This window comes from Candidatus Tisiphia endosymbiont of Ditula angustiorana, from assembly GCF_964026425.1.
Lineage (GTDB): Bacteria > Pseudomonadota > Alphaproteobacteria > Rickettsiales > Rickettsiaceae > Tisiphia.
The window spans coordinates 1,214,877-1,233,913 of the sequence record NZ_OZ032143.1 but is presented as its reverse complement, the minus strand read 5'-3'; the positions used below and the strand labels follow the sequence as shown (position 1 = coordinate 1,233,913).

Genomic DNA, 19,037 nt, shown 5'->3' with positions numbered 1-19,037 from the left:
GATATATTGAAAATATTTAATGTTTTTGTAATAATATAAAACTGCTTAACAAGGTAGATTGAACTCGTACAAGACTCCTTTTGAGTTGGTTATTTTAGATTTTTTATCTGAGATTGACCAAGGTAAGTAAGCTCGGTAATGACGTTAATAAAACCAGTCAATAAAATTTTCAGTTAGTCTTTAAGAAAAATAACAATATCAAGACTAACTGAAAAAGTAGTGGAATTTTTTCTAGTTTATAGTTATACCATTAGTTTCTATATAGTTGTTCTCTAGATTTTCAATTAATAACTTTAGTTTAGGATCAATATTATTAAGATTAACATCATAATTTTCATTGCCGCCAAAACTCACCATTATTTTGCTGACAATATTTTTATTACTTAGAATTTTTACAAGTTTCTTTGCTACTTTATGACTAAAAATATTGTGACCAAGTGTTATTTCGCTTAGAGTCCTATTAATTTCTAAAGCCTTGAAAAGTTGTAAAGCCCCCTCATTACCAATATTATTACCATTAATATGTAATCGCTTAAGGGTTCTATTATTTGCTAAAAATTCAGCCAATATCATTATGTTCAAGGTCTATTTCGTCCAAAGTATTATTATACTCTAACGCTTTAACAAGGTACTTTACTCCTTTATAGCCAATATTGCTTTCACCAAGATTTATGTTGGTTACAGTCTCATTATACTCTAAATCTTTACTAAGTATCTCAGCTCCTTTTGGCCAAATATAGTTTCCAGCAAGATTAATATGGGTTATAGTATCGTTATACCGTAACATACTACTTAACGACTTTATTCCACAATCCCCTATATCAATATCTCTAAGATCTAGGTATTTTACAGAGTTATTATGTCTTAGAACCCTAGCAAGTTCCCCAGCTCCCCAATTTCCAATATGATTTTCACTAAGGTTTATTGCCGTTATATTATTATTGTTCTCCAAACTTTCCGCAAGCATAAATCCCCCATTTTTGGCAATATTATTTGCTGCCAGCTGTATTTGACATAAATTTTTATTTATTTTTAGAACTTTGGCAAATCGAATAGCTCCCCTACTAGTAATCTCGTTATGGCACATATCTATATGACTTACACTATTATTGTTTTCTAGGGCTTCGGCAAGCCTATGCATACCTATATCACCAATTTTATTGTTGCTTAAATCTACTCGGGTTACTGTGTTGTTGTTTTGCAACAACTTCGCAACTATCTTTGCTCCCTCATCGTCAATATTACTATTACGAAGATTTATGTGGGTTAGCGTTTTATTATTTTCTAAAGCTTTGCTAAGTAGCTTGATACCACCACTACTACCAATATTATGGTTGCTAAGATTTAAGTAGGTTAATTTTTCATCAGCTTGTAGTTTTTTCTTAGCTTGTTTTAGTGCAAAAGAAATATCACTTGTTAATTTAACTTGTTTGTTATTTTGTGGTTGATTTTTAATATTGGTCACCATACAATTAGCTCCTGTTTTTTTCTTTTAGAAAATAGTGGCACGGGGGTTAGATTTTAAAAATTTTCTGATTCTTTGCTTCTAACCTCGGTGCTTGAACACCACACCACGTGTGTCACTACTAATATATTACCCTCATCACTAACAGAGTCCAGAGAAGTTTTAGCACCTAGGGTGTTTTTTTATGAAATTTGATAAGTCTGCGGTAAAACGGAGACAGTGGGTAAAATTATTGTTATAGTTAGGGGTTAATTATTTTAGATTTTTTATCTGAGATTGACCAAGGTAAGTAAGCTCGGTAATGACGTCAATAAAATCAATAAATTTGGATTTCAGTTAGTCTTCAGGAAAATAACAATACAAGACTAACTGAAAAAGTAGAGGAATCTATATCTAGTTTATATTTATTCTATGTATTTATCTCTTAAAGCCTCGATTAATAACTCTGATAGTTTAGAATAATTAGAATTAATATCATATTTTTCGTGGCCATAAAAACTTATCATTATTTTGCTGACAATCTTTTTATTCTTTAGACTTTTTATAAGCTCCTCTGCATCATTATGATACAAAAAAGTGTAACCAAGCGTTATTTCGGTTAGAGTCCTATTAAATTCTAAAGCCTTGCAAAGTTGAAAAGTCCCCTTAGCACCAATATAATTATCATTGAGATGTATTCGCTTGAGAGTCCTATTATTTGCTAAAAATTCAGCTAGTATGTCTGCTCCTTGATCGCTAATATCATTATGTGCAAGGTTTATCTCGTCCAAAGTAGCCGAGTAACCAACTCTCATTACTGAGAGTCAGTCCTCTAAGAACCGTGCTTGCAACTTTTATTGCACACGGCTCAAGTTCTAGGTAAGGCAGCATTGCCACCCAGCAGTTTTATACTCAACTCAGGACTAAGATCATCCACTGTTAGTCTAATATTGTCCGTCTTATCCCTGTGTTTAAAGTAATCTTTAAACACAGGATTAAATGGACTTACTTCACTCCTGATTTTAATGTGCCGTCTTATAGAAGTTTCACTTGCTTTGTATAGGTAGAGAGGAATTTTATTTCCTTTCTTATCTTTAACCATAGCATGAAAATTCCAATTATTTAGCCCACGTCTAATGTAGTATTTCTTAGTAGTCCAAGATTTACTTTTATTAGGGTGTCTTCGTAATATCCAGGACTTAAGTATTGTATAAACCATGTAATCCACATATGAGAAAGCCCTCGACGACACAGCATTACGAAAATAATTAGCCCATCCCCTTATTTTAGGGTTTAATAGGTTTATCAAATCTTCTGTCTTTGCTGAATAATTATCTTTAATTTTACTCCTAATGTCCTTTAGAAATACTTTAATATTTTCCTTTGCAGGTTTTATTAATAGTTTTCCTTTATACTTACGTATACTGCTCGTAAATGAAGAGTTGGTAGACGAAGATCAAAATCAACAAGTGCTAGGAGTGTCCAAGCCGAGGAGCACAGCGTACATTAGTACGTGAGCACCGCAGGTCTTGGACAACAACAACGCAATTGTTGATTTTCATCGAGTATACATTAAAACCTAAAAAATTAAAACCTTCGTCGATGTGGGTTATTTTAGATTTCTCTTGCGATAGCTCTAATCCTCTTTCTGCTAGGAATTCTATTACAATTGGTATTACCTTTTCTTTTAGCACTTCAGGTGAACTTCCTGTAATAACAAAATCATCCGCATAAGAGATAAAGTTGATCTTTTCTTTGACTCTCATTCTTATATTGCTGCTTCTGATTTTCTGTTCGATTCCAGATAATGCCATCAATGCTAAAGTTGGCGAAATAATACTTCCTTGACCAGTTCCAAGCTCTGTGGGATATAACCTTTGCTTTTCCATAAATCCAGCTTTTAGAAATTTCCTAAGGATTTGTTTATCCATAGGAATATTTTCTAGTAGCCATTGATGTGAGATTTTATCAAAGCAGGCATGTATGTCCCCCTCAAAAATCCATTCAGCAGATCGCTTTCTAGATAGTACAGTAAAGCATTGTTCACTTGCATCTTTCGTGGATCTTTTCGGTCTGAAGCCGTAGGAATTTAAGTCAGCTCTTTCTTCTGCTATTGGTAGTAAAGCTATGTGCCACAGGGCTTGCATTGCTTTATCTCTCATAGTTGGGATTGAAATTGGTCTAAATTTTCCTTGTTGCTTCTTAGACGCATATATCCTCCTTGACGGTAATGGTTTATATCCATGTCGCTTAAGTGATAGAGCAGCTTGTATTTTCTGTTTTGATGTTTTCCAAATAATACCATCAACACCAGGTGTTTTGCCACCTTTATTGAGTACAACTCTTTTTACCGCTAAACATTTAGCATAAAATGAGCAAGTCAGGATTCTCTGCAAGGCTTTCACCCTACCTTTCTTCCCTTCTCGTTCTGCCTTAGCAATACGCATTTGTAGTCGAGTTACTTGCTTATCAATCTTCTGCCATGAGAGATCATCCCATGTTTTAGCTGTAAGAGCTGAAGAGGCATCAGTAAATATTGCTATTTCTGTCATTTGCGTTTCTTCATTATTTCGATTCTCCAAATTTTCTTGCTATCTAGAACCAGCTGGACGTAGGCACACTTTCGTGTCTGATCATTTGACCAGTATCTGCCTCATTACAAAGCAGCATTAGCTTTTTCCAGCATCCCAAACCTGCACGATTATCAGTATCCCTCACGAGATGCATTCCTAAAGATTGCTCTTTAGGAATCGTACAGGGTTTCCACGTTCCATGTTAGAAGTATGCCGGGTTAGGTGTCTGCTTTCGACCGGGAAATATAATGACCACGAGAATGCATAATAAATGCATTGCTCCGATTTCCATTACCATTTTTGGTTCAAGTGTATCAACGACTTTCACTTGTTTATAGTTATGATCTTTATCACAGATTCAGTTGCCTTCACCATACCGGCTTGCTTGCACTCACCCAATATGTCGTTATCAGGAGGAACATCTTCTCGCGATTCAGTCCCCACATAATTGCTTATGTTTCGTTACTTTGTCAGGGTCGCTGCTTTATTCAGACCCCTAGCATCATCCGGTGGTACGAATGGTCCTCTCTGAAGCGGAGGACAACTCCTTAACATAGCCTCGTGTCGCAGTTATTAATATTTAACGCTTTAACAAGATGTTTTGTTCCTTCATAACTAATATTATTGTTGCTTATATCTATTCGAGTTACTATGTTGTTGTTTTGCAAAAACTTTGCAACTATCTTTGCTCCCTCATCGTCAATATTACTATTATGAAGATTTAGGTAGGTTACCATTTCACTATTTTTTAAAGCTTTGCTAAGTAGCTTGATATTACTACCAATATTATGGTTGCTAAGATTTAGATAGGTCAATTTTTCACCAACTTGTAGTTTTTTCTTAGCTTGTTCTAGTTCAAAAGAAATATCACTTGTTAATTTATCTTGTTTATTATTTTTTTGTTGATTTTTAATATTGCTCACCATACAATTACTCCTGTTTTTTGACTATAAAAAATAGACACTGAGGTTAGATTTAAAAATTTTCCGATTCTTTGCTTCTAACCTCGGTGATTGACACCACACCACGTGGGTCACTACTAATATATTACCCTCATCACTAATAGAGTCCAGAGAAGTTTTAGCACCTAGGGTGTTTTTTTTGAAATTCGATAGATTTGCGGTAAAACGGAGATATTGACTGAAATTATTGTTATAGTTAGGGGATAAATAGTTATAGTAAAATTCAGTTAACTTTTTTATAATAAAGCTTTAATAGTTTTTTTTGTCATCAATATTATTGAGTTCTTGCCTAAGGTGTAGTTTTTCTGCTTGCTGTTTTGCCTTGTTACAAATACAAGAAATGCTAAATTTATCGTATTACCTAAAATACGGTAATAGACTCAAGGTTGAAGAAACTTTTTCTAGACTTAAACCTTATAAAATATTTATGCTTTCAACTAAGATAATAGAAACTAACGAATGATTATGTTTTTTGTCATCTAATTTAACAGGTTTAACTATATGCCTAATGATCTATACTATTTTTATGAAAGTGATTTAGATAAAGGAAATTTCAGTAAATTTTACAATAGTCTGCCCTCTTCAGGTCTAAAAAAACAATTTCTAAATTCTATACCAAAGGGTAATATATGCTGGGACAGCACTTGGGTTTTACAAGGGTATAAGGGGCCATATCCTAATGGTGAAAGTGGTGACAGTGAAAAATTGTCTCCAAGTTGTGGATTACAAGAGGTAAGATATTGGTGGGGTGTATCAAAGCATATAAACTGGATTCCTATAGCTGGTATCCTCGTCTGGGGTGCATCGAAGATTGCGGGTAAAATAACTGATGTGTCTAAATGGTGTAGTTTATATTTTGATAGTAAAACCGGTGAATGCCTTAGCCACGATAAAGAGGTAGCTGCATCAAAACTAAATGACATAGGAAGACAATTATTTGATAGTGGTAAATTTAATGAAGCAAGGGAATATTTTAGTAATGCTTACACACACTCAAATAACAAGGCAAATTATGATATCTATAAGGATAATGAAAATAAAGCTAAAACTGAAGTAGATGCAATAAACTTAAACTCTCAGGGAAATAATTTATTTAGTCAAGGCAAATATAGCGAGGCACAAAGTAAATATCAAGAAGCTTATGATAAATCGCAGGTTAGCAAAGAGTATAATACATATAAGGCTAATAGAGATAAAGCCCAAACTGAAATAGATGCAATAGGTTTAAAAGAACTAGGAGATAAAGAATTTAACGCTGGTAGATATGATGGTGCAAAAGTTAAATACCAGCAAGCCTACGATAAATCCTCAGTTGCTGCTAATAAGACGACATATACTACTTGCAGTAATAAAGCTAAAGCAGAACTAGATGCTATAGGTTTAAAAGAACTGGGAGATAAAGAATTTAACGCTGGTAGATATGATGGTGCAAAAGTTAAATATCAGCAAGCCTACGATAAATCCTCAGTTGCTGCTAATAAGACGACATATACTACTTGCAGTAATAAAACTAAAGCAGAACTAGATGCTATAGGTTTAAAAGAACTAGGAGATAAAGAATTTAACGCTGGTAGATATGATGGTGCAAAAGTTAAATATCAGCAAGCCTACGATAAATCCTCAGTTGCTACTAATAAGACGACATATACTACTTGCAGTAATAAAGTTAAAGCAGAACTAGATGCTATAGGTTTAAAAGAACTAGGAGATAAAGAATTTAATGCTGGTAGATATGATGGTGCGAAAGTTAAATACCAGCAAGCCTACGATAAATCCTCAGTTGCTGCTAATAAGACGACATATACTGCTTGCAGTAATAAAGCTAAAGCAGAACTAGATGCTATAGGTTTAAAAGAACTAGGAGATAAAGAATTTAACGCTGGTAGATATGATGGTGCAAAAGTTAAATATCAGCAAGCCTACGATAAATCCTCAGTTGCTACTAATAAGACGACATATACTACTTGCAGTAATAAAGTTAAAGCAGAACTAGATGCTATAGGTTTAAAAGAACTAGGAGATAAAGAATTTAATGCTGGTAGATATGATGGTGCGAAAGTTAAATACCAGCAAGCCTACGATAAATCCTCAGTTGCTGCTAATAAGACGACATATACTGCTTGCAGTAATAAAGCTAAAGCAGAACTAGATGCTATAGGTTTAAAAGAACTAGGAGATAAAGAATTTAACGCTGGTAGATATGATGGTGCAAAAGTTAAATATCAGCAAGCCTACGATAAATCCTCAGTTGCTACTAATAAGACGACATATACTACTTGCAGTAATAAAGTTAAAGCAGAACTAGATGCTATAGGTTTAAAAGAACTAGGAGATAAAGAATTTAATGCTGGTAGATATGATGGTGCGAAAGTTAAATACCAGCAAGCCTACGATAAATCCTCAGTTGCTGCTAATAAGACGACATATACTGCTTGCAGTAATAAAGCTAAAGCAGAACTAGATGCTATAGGTTTAAAAGAACTGGGAGATAAAGAATTTAACGCTGGTAGATATGATGGTGCAAAAGTTAAATATCAGCAAGCCTACGATAAATCCTCAGTTGCTGCTAATAAGACGACATATACTACTTGCAGTAATAAAACTAAAGCAGAACTAGATGCTATAGGTTTAAAAGAACTAGGAGATAAAGAATTTAACGCTGGTAGATATGATGGTGCAAAAGTTAAATATCAGCAAGCCTACGATAAATCCTCAGTTGCTACTAATAAGACGACATATACTACTTGCAGTAATAAAGTTAAAGCAGAACTAGATGCTATAGGTTTAAAAGAACTAGGAGATAAAGAATTTAATGCTGGTAGATATGATGGTGCGAAAGTTAAATACCAGCAAGCCTACGATAAATCCTCAGTTGCTGCTAATAAGACGACATATACTGCTTGCAGTAATAAAGCTAAAGCAGAACTAGATGCTATAGGTTTAAAAGAACTAGGAGATAAAGAATTTAACGCTGGTAGATATGATGGTGCAAAAGTTAAATATCAGCAAGCCTACGATAAATCCTCAGTTGCTACTAATAAGACGACATATACTACTTGCAGTAATAAAGTTAAAGCAGAACTAGATGCTATAGGTTTAAAAGAACTAGGAGATAAAGAATTTAATGCTGGTAGATATGATGGTGCGAAAGTTAAATACCAGCAAGCCTACGATAAATCCTCAGTTGCTGCTAATAAGACGACATATACTGCTTGCAGTAATAAAGCTAAAGCAGAACTAGATGCAATAGACTTAAACTCTCAGGGAGATAATTTATTTAAGCAAGGCAAATATGGTGAAGCTCAAAGTAAATATCAAGAAGCATCTAATAAATCCAAGGTTAGCAATCAGTATAATAAATATAAGGCTAATATAGACAAAGCTAAATATAAGTCTGTGTTCACAGACTTTAGCCTTATGTTAACCCAAGATATTACTGATAGTGAGTTAAAAGAATTTGCTGATAAATTAGAGAGAATGATAGATGAAGGATATGGAAGTGATTCCGAGATTGTAAGTAGGTTTCATATAGTATGCTTAAGAATAGCTAGAAAGGAAATGAATAGTCAATTAGAGTCAATTAATCGAGAAGATATAAATGACCTCAGAACTGCAATTATGAACTTAATAGAAACCGAAATTAAGGTATTAAAAAAACTAAATATTACCGATCCAAAGTTAGAGCAAGAATTAGAATCATTAGAGGAAAAGTTAAATGTTATAGATGATGAGAATGAGGCAGGTAATAATGATGTAAATATAGAATTAATTGCAATTCGAGTTAAGGAAATCGACCAGGAAATAGAGACGAAAGTATTTGAAACACTAGCACAAGAGAGGCAGTTAGAACATGGTGGAAATGCTCTAGCACTACGAGATCCATTAATCACTCCTATAGTTGAAACATATCTAATGAATGGAATGAATGAGATTTTACAACTCAGAATTTCATCTATAGAAGAAGAAAATACAAAGCAAATCAAGTTATTACCTTCTAATGTTACAGATACCGAAATTAGTGGAATTAATTTACATGATGTGGCAAACCAACTGGTGTGTGCAACTAATGAAAATGAAATTACCGTAATTCCATTACTTGTTACAGCACAAAACATTAATATAGGAAGCAATATTAATCATTGGGTAGGCTTGATTAGTGAACATAGCTTGGATGGAATTATAGTAAGTTATTTAGATTCAGAAAACTCAAGTTTGGAAGGATTAAGTGAATATATTTTAGATGTTTTTAAAGTTATCCATCCTAACTACAAAATCTCTTTTAGAGAAATTGCAGTAGAACAGCAACGGTATAATAATTGTGGTTCTGAGCTAATTGAAAATATCGTACTATATATAACTGGATCTAGGACGGACCAAGAATCTGCTATTTACCTTCATTCCTCATTATGGGAACAAAGTTTAATATTGGCTGATATTAATACTCCTCAAGATAAAGATATGAGGTCAACTCTAACTACTTTATCTAAAAAAACTACAGATAGTGCTTGCAATGATAGGGCATTCGTCACAAACTATGATGATGTAGACAGCTCATTTAGTGAATGTACAAACCTCAGTGGTTCTATTAATTACGATATGGAGAATTTATGACATACCACATAGCAGAGTTAAGGAGATAGAAGTATTTAGCGAAGTTATAAACTTTATTAGATACTTTTTACGAAGCTCAACTTTGGAGAATTAAAATAAGAAGAAATTAATTATATAGAGGTACTTAATCTCAATTATACTGTTGCGACTAAATCCATAATTTATCAAAAGGTAAACTTCATGACCAAACAAAAATTAGAACAAGAGTCCCAAATTAATCCAGCCGATAAAGCTCAATTGTCAGAAGAACTAAATTCTTTACTCAAAGCTTTAGAACCTTATAAATTTATTTTTGATTCTAGAACATTCAATAAGATTCCTTCCTCTCCACCAAGAACCATTACCATCAAACTAAATGTAGAGAGAACATTATTATGTTTAAAACATAATAATCATGAGTTTGAGATTGAGAATGATAGCAATATAATAGAGAAACAAGCCTATGATAATGTTAGGAGTACACTACAAAATAAAAGAACTCTTATTCAAGAAAATAAATGGGATGAATCTTTTAAGCTAGCTAAGCAACAAATTTTTTCTTATTTAATTAAAGAAAATAAGTTAGAGGATCAAGAGGGTTGTTTTTTAAGGGAATTTCAACAATTTATCAATGAATTACCCGAAGTCTCGTATGAGTTTATGTCTGCTCGTAATCAACTTCAGGAAATTAATTTTGAAGATTGGGATATTGACGATAGTACGGAAGATGATCCACGTTTGGTAGACTTAAAGAAAATACATGAAAAAATGTTAGCATCTTTCGACTCTGAGTTATATAAGACTATGGATAAAAACTATATTGAGCTAAAAAATCAGAATGCAAGTGGTACTACGGTAAATACTCAAGAAGAAGAACAAAAAACTGACGATACGCTGCTACCATTTGAAAAAAAATATCCTAAACAAAGTGATAAGATCAAGAGAATCTTTGAGATGCTAAATGACCTTGAAAGATGTGAAGAGCTAGATTGCCAAATAGAGATTATTGCAGGTAAACTAGGTTTATCTTTAGAATCAATAAAAAAGTTAAAAGGCTATTTTAATGCAAGCAATATAACTAAGGCACAAAAGACTGTTAATTTTATAGAAGATAACTACTGGTACACTGACGAAGATATGAACTCATATGGTCGCCGGTTAGAGAAATATGGCGTAAATTTTGATACTCAATTTTCAAATAGACTCACTGAGGATGGTATAAAAACTTTACCATCTATAGAATCGTTAATAGAGAATCATCCTAGATACATCAGTTATAATATAGGAGGGAGTGCAAATAAAGATAAAAGTGGAATGCACTGGGTAGCTATTGTTCTAGTAAAACGAGGAGAGATAGTTACAATATTATATAAGGATTCTAAAGGAGATTGGAATAATAGCTCTGAAGCCATTGAAACTCTATTTAATGAGTACTACAATAACAATGTGGAGTTTATCAGGCACTCACAAGTTGAACAAAAGGATGATGCTAGTTGTGGTCCTATGACTATAAATAACTTAGAGATTATGGCACTAAAAGTTAAAGAAGCTAATGATGAAGGTAAAGATGGTATAACTGAATTAATCAGATTATTTAAAGGTGAATTTGGGGAAATAGCTTTTACCACTCAAGATCAAGTCCAAAATATAAGAATATCTCATTCATTACAAAATAAGTCATATAGCAAAGCTAATTTGAAGCAAGATAGCAATGTCGATGATCTAAGCACTATAATAACAAAGCTGAAATTGACTGATAATGATATATCAATGAAAGACGGCAAAAACTTTAATCTAGTAATAATCGAAGGAGATGGTAATTGTTTTTATTCTGCTGTTGCAGATCAGCTCAGAAGACTTGATATAAAAATAAAAAACAATGAAGCAAATAATCAATCAGAAGCCTGTTATACTCATCAAGACCTCAGGGCATTAACTATAGATTATATAGAAAAAAATAAAGAGCAAGAATTTGGTAAGTATCTTGAAGAGAGATTACAAGCCCAAAATACAGATTTATTACATCGTGATTTACCGTCAAATATACATACAATTGATCAATATATAGCATCTCATAGCGAAGAAGGAGCATGGGCTGATTCTAGAATGATTGGAGCATTAGTCCAAGCATTAGATATTACCCTAAGAATATATTACCAAGACGGTATGCATGGAACATATAATGCTCCACAAGATGCGGATTCCACTGTCAAGAAAATTGTAAATCTCCAATATACTGGTAATCATTATAATTCTCTGGTTGAGGTTGATATAGAAGATACTATAAGCCAGAAGAAGGATGAGATAGAGTCTTATATTCATAAGATAGATGAATATTATGATAAATTAAAGTTAAAGGATTGGGGAGTAGATGAATTAAAAAGCTGGTCTAATCAGCATAAAGGGCAATTAAGCAAGAATTTCGGTGATAGTATAGAAGCAGGAGAAAAAATATGTGAAGCAATAGCTGTAATGGACAGAGCTAATGAGCTTGCAACTGCTGGTCATAGACTACGTAATACTCAAAAAGCTGTAGTTTTAATTTTTATACAAACAAATACCAAGGGTCATATTAGTCAAATCAATACAGGCGAAGGTAAGACAACAATAATTTCGGTTATAGCAGCGTTGAAGGTGATGCAAGGATATAAAGGACATGTAATTACTAGCAATAATGTGCTTGCTGCTGATGGAGTCAAAGACAAGAAATTATTCTATGACTTATTAAATATTACTACAGCAGACAATAATCCTGATGATAAGTACACTGATGGTCCTAGAACCTGTTATAGTAAAGATATAGTATATGGCAGTATAACCAGTTTTCAATTTGATTGGCTAAGGGATTCATTTGAACAATTAAAGACTTTAGGAGATATAGACTTTAATAATATTTGGGTCATGTTAGATGAAATAGATAGTTTACTAATAGATCAAGGGAGTAATATAGCAAAATTATCCGGTCCATTTCCTGGAATGGAGAGCTTAAGATATGTTTATATTAATATCTGGGTTGCACTAGCTAAAACCGAGGAGCAAGTAACACAACAAATATTAGCAAAGTTACAGACTAAAGCTGATGAATTAGCCAATGACTCTAAAACTAATGATGATGAAAAACAACTCAAATATGAAGAATACGAAGATAGTCTTAGAGAATCATTTTTAGATGAGATCAAAAAACAGATCAAGAATCAGAAAGATCATTTAATCAACAAAAAGATATTAGCAAAACATTTACATCAATATGCAGAAGATAGTATAGAAAGATGGATAGAACACGCATTTACTGCAAAGTATCAATATAACGAAAATGTAGAATATAAGATAAGCAAAGACAAAGATGGTGAAAATATTATAACCCCAGTAGATAATCAAAATACCGGTGTTTCTATGAAAAACACTATATTGTCTAATGGATTACACCAATTTTTACAAATTAAGCATAATTTATGCTTAACATATGAGAGCCTAACTAGTTGCTACGTTTCAAATTTAGATTATATCAAAAAATATGGTAGTAAATTATCTGGCGTTACTGGCACCTTAGGATCTGAGCCAGAAAGAAATCTACTTGGATCGGTATTTAATCTTGGATTCTCTGTTATTCCCCCATTTAAACCTAAGCAGTTTATACAATTTCCAGGCAAAGTATCTGCAGATGATCAATTTGTCAACGATGTAGCCATAGCGGCTCTGGGGGAATTAACAAGAGTTCAGAAAGAATATCAATATCTTGAAGAAAAACAACAAGTTGAAATAAGCGAAATCAAGACACCAAGAGCAGTCTTAATAGTGTGTACAAGTATTTTAGATGTTGAAATAATAGCTAAAGAGATAGATAGGGAGGCAAAATCAGCTGGGTTGACTCCCAAAATTCTTAAATATATAGATGAGACTGATGTCCATATTACGGAAAATATATTAGATGTCTGTGATATAGTAATAGCTACAAATTTAGCTGGAAGAGGAACGGATTTTAAAACTAGTGCTAATTTAGAAAGTAACAGTGGTTTACATGTTATAGAAGCTTTTTTACCATGCAACAAAAGAGTTGAGGATCAGGGTTTAGGTAGAACTGGAAGACAAGGTAATAAAGGTACTGGTCAGATTATTGTCAGAATAAGTGAGGTAGAAGCATTAGGTATTACAGTAAATAATACTGAAAATATAGACTTTGATGAAATTATTCAATGTAGAGATGAATTAGAAACTATGCGTATAAATGACATAGCCGATAATAAGATAACTGAATTAGAATTCAAGGGGCAGTTATTTAATAAATTTTCATCACAATATGGGACATTAAAAGAAAAGCATAAAATTGGCATAGGAACTGATGTAATAAAATGGACATATGTTTTAAGAGACCTTAAAGAAAGATGGGCTTTTTGGCTAGAAAAGCAAGCATATACAGCAGAAAACATTAAACAAATCATAGCTAAACAACGATCTTGGTTAACAAAAAAAGAAGATTATCTTTTAAAGGCTGTAGAGCAAGAATATAATAAATTTCAAACGGAAGCGAAACCAATAATTAATGGTACTATAAGCCATAATCCTTTTTATAGTATTTGTTTATCTGAAAGATATTTAGAAAATAGTACTGATAAAGCAAATAGAGAAAAAGCTAAGTTAGAACTTGAGCATGCCCTTGATATTAGTGAGAACAGCGAATTATTATATTCTGCATATATTAAATTATTTGAAATAGCAATAGAAGATGGTGGGCAAGTTTTAAAAAGATATAAGAAAGTAGTAGCGAAAATCTTCTTTTATCCTTTAGAAAGTGGCTGCCCAGATTACAAAAAACATGCCATTGAAAATCTTCAAAAAGCAGCAATAACATTAACAATAGAGCATGATTATTTAAAGGAGTTAATTGAAGGCAAGAATACAAATGATGCCCAACAAGAAGAATCGATTTTAGCATCAATAATTATTAAGCAAGAACAAGAGCCTACTAGCACCATCAATGATCAGCAAGATCAGGGTGTTGTAGGTAACCCAAATCTTTTTGTAAAACACTTACAAGCAAGGTTGTTATGTTTAGGTGCTTATAAAGGAAATATAGAAAGTTTAATAAAACAGATAAAGGGAGAAGAAAAATTAGAGAATCCTAAGGACTCCATTGGACCAAATGATGGTGTTATTATTGATGTTAAAGTACCAAAATATTTAAGTAAGTTAGATTCTCAAAATGCACTTAAAAAGCATATAACAGACAGATCGGTTGATGAGCTTGAGTATGTGGGTACGAGTTCAGTATATCAATTACGCAAAATCCATGATGTACATGAAGAAGTAATAACCGGTGCCCAGATACAAATAGGGGGTGCTTTTGCACTACTTGCAAGTGCTGCGGTATTTCCTGTGTTATTACCAGTGAATGGTCCACTTGCTGGTGCGATGATTTCAGAGGGTATAACTGATATTATTACCGCATTAATACAACAAGGACAATCTGCTTTTAATGCGAAGGATTATACCAAGGGCAAGGTAATTAGCTATGGTATAACTATATTAACTATGGGTATAGGTGCCATAATGAGTAGTACTAAAATTTTAAATAAAGCAATGAATGCTTGTCGTAGTTTAGCAACAAAATTAAGGTCAATCAAAGGACCTTTTGCAGGAATATGTAAGTTTTTAGGCAATCAACTAGATAAATTAGCGATATATTTGGAACTAATGATAGAAAAGATAGAGTTTGCTAGAAAAACAGCCGTAGAGCAAGCTAAACACCTAACTCAGTTAAAAGATGTAAATAAATTGCAACAATTTCAGCAATTTCAGAAGGCACTAAATCAGAAGGCACTAAAATTTTCAGATGCGGTAATATCTCGCGGTCAAATGGTTACTCAGATTGTCAAGCAATCAGCGGTCGGTACACTCAAAGGCGTGGTAATTTCTGTGGCTATGGAAAAGATAGTGATTGCTAGCTTAAATAATCTGATGACTGGATTACAACCTATAATAAAAGAACAGGTTCATAATGCTGTTAGTTGCAAAATAAAAGACGAATATCAAAATGGAACTCAAAAAGGGATCTTATTAACTCCAGAGTTAATAAATCAAGCTATTGCACAATTATTCAACACTAGCTTAGAGGAAGATATTAAGCATGTTAGTAAGGAGATTGGTCTTGGAATATTAAGACATTCGAGTAATTGGAAAATGCAATTAGCTACTCTTGCTTTTGAATCTATATTATCTGGTATTGATATTGCAACATGTACAAATACAATATGTAATAAATTTATTACTAACCTAGCTCACTTATCTAATCAACAAGCTAATAATAATGGTAGTGATAGGAACAAGTTGATTGAAACTATTATAACTCAAATAAGCGAGCCAGTATCAGTTATTATATATGGTAAAATAGTTGCGATTACTGGTAAAGTAGTTGTAACATTACCTAAAGCTATATATAGAGGATATAAAGCATACCAAGAGAAAAAAGTCGATGAAAAGGCTGTTGCTGATATGAGACAAAAATTGAATCAGATTGATACTGCAGATGACACAGCCAAAGCAGCAGATACAAAATGTGTACATGATGCAGTATCAGAAACATTAGGATTAGATAGTGATAAGGGTAGTAAACAACTTGCTGATGCTACGAATTTAGTCGCATCAGGAGATGGAGCAAGCATTGAAGATACAAAACAACTATTTATCCAAAATGGGATAGATGTTACTTCCTGCAGCACAGAAGATGTACAAGTACAATTTGCAAAACAAGATTCAGATAGAGCGGTAGTATGCCTAAGCGGTAATCAGCTACTTAGTCATGCAATAGGTGTTACTATGGAAGGTGATTGCCTTATGGTCAAGGAAGGTGGACAAAAAATACCTTTAGATCAATATAAGCAGAAGCATGGTTACACCAAAGCAGAGTTTATAATACCAAAAAATGTTAATGCCTCAACTTTGCAAGATATCCAACATAAATGTAATCTAAATCGAATTGTAAGAGCCACGCATCCAATTAGTTATGTTGGACAAGGTGATGGGATAAAATTTGGAAGAACAAATGTGCCTGATGATAATAATCGTTATAGTGCTACAAAAAATATGACAATAAAAGATGCTATGATAAAGCATTATGCTGATGGAACAAATGATTTTTTTGATCTAATTGTTTATTCTGCAAAGCTAAAATCGGAAAATCCAGATGTTGAGTTTGTGGTAAAAAAGGGATCAACATTACAAATTAACCGAGGAACAAGATCAAAACAAAATGATACAGAACTGGAGAACTTAGTTAATCTTGAAATAAAGGATTGTAATAAAACAGATGCATCTCATACCATTGGATTTAATGTAGAGATAAATATTCCAAAGATACGTAGTAGTTGTAGTGAAAAAGATATTGGACATATAAAACATATAACTGCAAGAACAAATATTATGCCTCATGCTATAAATAATAGTGGAAAATTTGATAGAGCAAGAGATAATATCGGGTATAAGGTGTATGAAGAGTTTATCAATAACGGTGCAAAAATCTCAGATATAGAAACTTATCAGCAAAAATATGTAACAAAGTCGTTAGAATCTTTACAATCAAATAGTACTACGAATACAACAGGAATTGATATGCTACAAAATGTAGCGAGACAAGGCATACAAAATACATTGAAGGAATATAATAGAGTGGTAGACCTCTCTCAACACAATCCAAAGAAAAAAGATACAAAGGAAGAGCAATTAAATGGTCTGCACCATTTGCAACCAATACACATAAATCGTATCCATTGCTATTTTACTCAATATACTTTAGATGGAATGCAAAGAATATTGAGATTAAGGCTTGCTAAGCAAAATCTTACTAGAGTAACTACGTTAGAAGGCTATATATATCAAGAAGATTATACCAATATATACAGCATATTTTTTGAGCTAAATAAAATCGATGCAGATATTATATTAGTTCCTCTAGCTCTATATAACAAACATGCGGTAGGAGTGATGTTGGTAAAACAGCAAGATAATAGTATAAAGGCTTTTTATATCGATCCGGAGAATAATACTATACCTAAACAACTAGAAAATAAACTTGTTGCTTTTAATATAGCGGTAGAACAATTGCCAGTACTAACACAACAATATACTAATTGTGGTCCTGAAGTAATTGAAAATTTTATGTTATATTTGACAGGAGAGCGTTTATCACAAGAAGAAGCAATTCCCTTTCACTCACAACTTATAGAAGAAGCACTAAAGGATTATAGACAGTTAGAAACTAAAGAAATTAGTACTAGTAATGGTAGTATGATTACTTATCAATTCAGAGACGTGATTGCTACTTATCCTTTAGAGAATATACAATTAGGGAGTACTAGCATAAATGTGCATGCTACTGATATTCCTTACATCAATCTACTAAATGAGGAAGAAATTCAACTAGGAGTTGCCACGGTGGAAGGAAAATTAATATCCGTAGATTATCATCCAGTCAATATTAAGAATGCTGTAAATGACCACAACTATAGAAAAAATGATTTAGCATATGATTCAGATCGTATAATGGTAGATAATGCAGTTATTAGGAATCAGCTTCAACCTATTGATGTATATGTTGATTTTAGTGCTTCTAATATTAATCAACCTAATATTTATAATTCTACTGATATAGAAGAAATGGATAGTGCCGTTAGTAATAAAGAGCAAGCATTAATTGCTTATTCTATAGAATATTCATCTCCAATCTCCATAACGACAGAAGATACAAAATTATTCAAAAAAGATAAAGATCTTAATACAAATAGTAATAAGAACTCTATCAACGATGATCTTATCAGAGAACAGAAAGCATTTTTTGCCTATAACCAAGGGAATATACTAGGTAATGAAGCTTGGGAAGCTGAAAATGATGAAAACGATGATAGATCGGTAGAAGCAGAGCAGAAGTTTGCAAAATCACTACAATTATATAAAGTAGCTGTCGAATTATCACCAACTAATATTGCTTATAAGCATGCCTTGGATATAACAAGCTTAAAAATAGAAGGTAATAGTTTATTTAGTGAAGGTGTGGAATTAGCTAATATAGCTTACGATCTACAAAAGGAAGCTAATGAATTAACTGTTGATCAAGAAGTTTATCATGAAATATTAAGGAAATATCAACAAGCTTTAGAATTTTATAAGGCAGCTCAAGCTAGTTTCCACGAAGGATGGTGTTTAAGTAAAGATGTTAGATTTAAGTTGTGTATTGAGATAGTTCAGGATTCTATAGGATTAATTCAGGGGCATATTGAAGAGATTCAAACAGAAGTTGATGGTGGATCAATAGAAAAAAATGATGTCACAGATACAAACAACTCTTTAACAAGAGGTTCTATAGAGTTATTTAGGCAAGATGATCAAGACTGTGTATTAAATGATTATCTAATGGGAAATATTGCTCAAGAAATTTATTACATGTAAGTAGTATGAGCATATAAAATGATAATTCAT

Annotated in this window: 10 protein-coding genes; 4 read left to right on the top strand and 6 right to left on the bottom strand. The window is 32.7% G+C overall.

Translation table 11 applies throughout. The features are described from left to right. Nucleotides 1-231 precede the first annotated feature (231 nt). From AAGD29_RS05820 to AAGD29_RS05805, 4 genes are all read right to left on the bottom strand, one after another. The gene (locus tag AAGD29_RS05820) at nucleotides 232-573 is read right to left on the bottom strand and encodes a hypothetical protein (protein WP_341757422.1); all 342 of its coding nucleotides are present in this window, start codon (nucleotides 571-573) and stop codon (nucleotides 232-234) included. Further along, on the bottom strand, nucleotides 560-1,468 hold the full coding sequence (locus tag AAGD29_RS05815; RefSeq protein ID WP_341757421.1) for a hypothetical protein: 909 nt from the start codon (nucleotides 1,466-1,468) through the stop codon (nucleotides 560-562). The genes AAGD29_RS05820 and AAGD29_RS05815 overlap by 14 nt, the downstream gene beginning before the upstream one ends. A 401-nt stretch (nucleotides 1,469-1,869) precedes the next feature. Further along, entirely contained in the window at nucleotides 1,870-2,259 is a 390-nt protein-coding gene (locus tag AAGD29_RS05810) for a hypothetical protein (protein ID WP_341757420.1), read from the bottom strand. 53 nt (nucleotides 2,260-2,312) lie between these two features. Beyond that, complete coding sequence (locus tag AAGD29_RS05805) at nucleotides 2,313-2,786, bottom strand: group II intron maturase-specific domain-containing protein (RefSeq protein WP_341758764.1); 474 nt, start codon at nucleotides 2,784-2,786, stop codon at nucleotides 2,313-2,315. Nucleotides 2,787-2,796: 10 nt separating this feature from the next. On the opposite strand from AAGD29_RS05805, the gene AAGD29_RS05800 reads away from it, so the two are divergent. Then, the gene (locus tag AAGD29_RS05800; protein WP_341757419.1) at nucleotides 2,797-2,961 is read left to right on the top strand and encodes a hypothetical protein; all 165 of its coding nucleotides are present in this window, start codon (nucleotides 2,797-2,799) and stop codon (nucleotides 2,959-2,961) included. Here the strand turns inward: AAGD29_RS05800 and AAGD29_RS05795 are convergent. Both AAGD29_RS05795 and AAGD29_RS05790 read right to left on the bottom strand, forming a co-directional pair. Further along, the gene (locus AAGD29_RS05795; RefSeq protein ID WP_341757418.1) at nucleotides 2,917-3,996 is read right to left on the bottom strand and encodes a reverse transcriptase domain-containing protein; all 1,080 of its coding nucleotides are present in this window, start codon (nucleotides 3,994-3,996) and stop codon (nucleotides 2,917-2,919) included. The two genes, AAGD29_RS05800 and AAGD29_RS05795, sit on opposite strands and share 45 nt — an antisense overlap. 569 nt (nucleotides 3,997-4,565) lie before the next feature. Continuing rightward, a complete protein-coding gene (locus AAGD29_RS05790) occupies nucleotides 4,566-4,943 on the bottom strand; it encodes a hypothetical protein (RefSeq protein WP_341757417.1) in 378 nt (125 codons plus the stop codon). Nucleotides 4,944-5,241: 298 nt separating this feature from the next. Between AAGD29_RS05790 and AAGD29_RS05785 the strand changes: the two genes are divergently transcribed. The 3 genes from AAGD29_RS05785 to AAGD29_RS05775 all read left to right on the top strand — a co-directional run bounded on the left by AAGD29_RS05785 (nucleotide 5,242) and on the right by AAGD29_RS05775 (nucleotide 19,007). Further along, the gene (locus tag AAGD29_RS05785) at nucleotides 5,242-5,442 is read left to right on the top strand and encodes a hypothetical protein (RefSeq protein WP_341757416.1); all 201 of its coding nucleotides are present in this window, start codon (nucleotides 5,242-5,244) and stop codon (nucleotides 5,440-5,442) included. Between the two features lie 38 nt (nucleotides 5,443-5,480). Continuing rightward, complete coding sequence (locus AAGD29_RS05780) at nucleotides 5,481-9,590, top strand: tetratricopeptide repeat protein (protein WP_341757415.1); 4,110 nt, start codon at nucleotides 5,481-5,483, stop codon at nucleotides 9,588-9,590. Between the two features lie 180 nt (nucleotides 9,591-9,770). Beyond that, entirely contained in the window at nucleotides 9,771-19,007 is a 9,237-nt protein-coding gene (locus tag AAGD29_RS05775) for a hypothetical protein (RefSeq protein WP_341757414.1), read from the top strand. The last annotated feature ends 30 nt before the right edge of the window (nucleotides 19,008-19,037 follow it).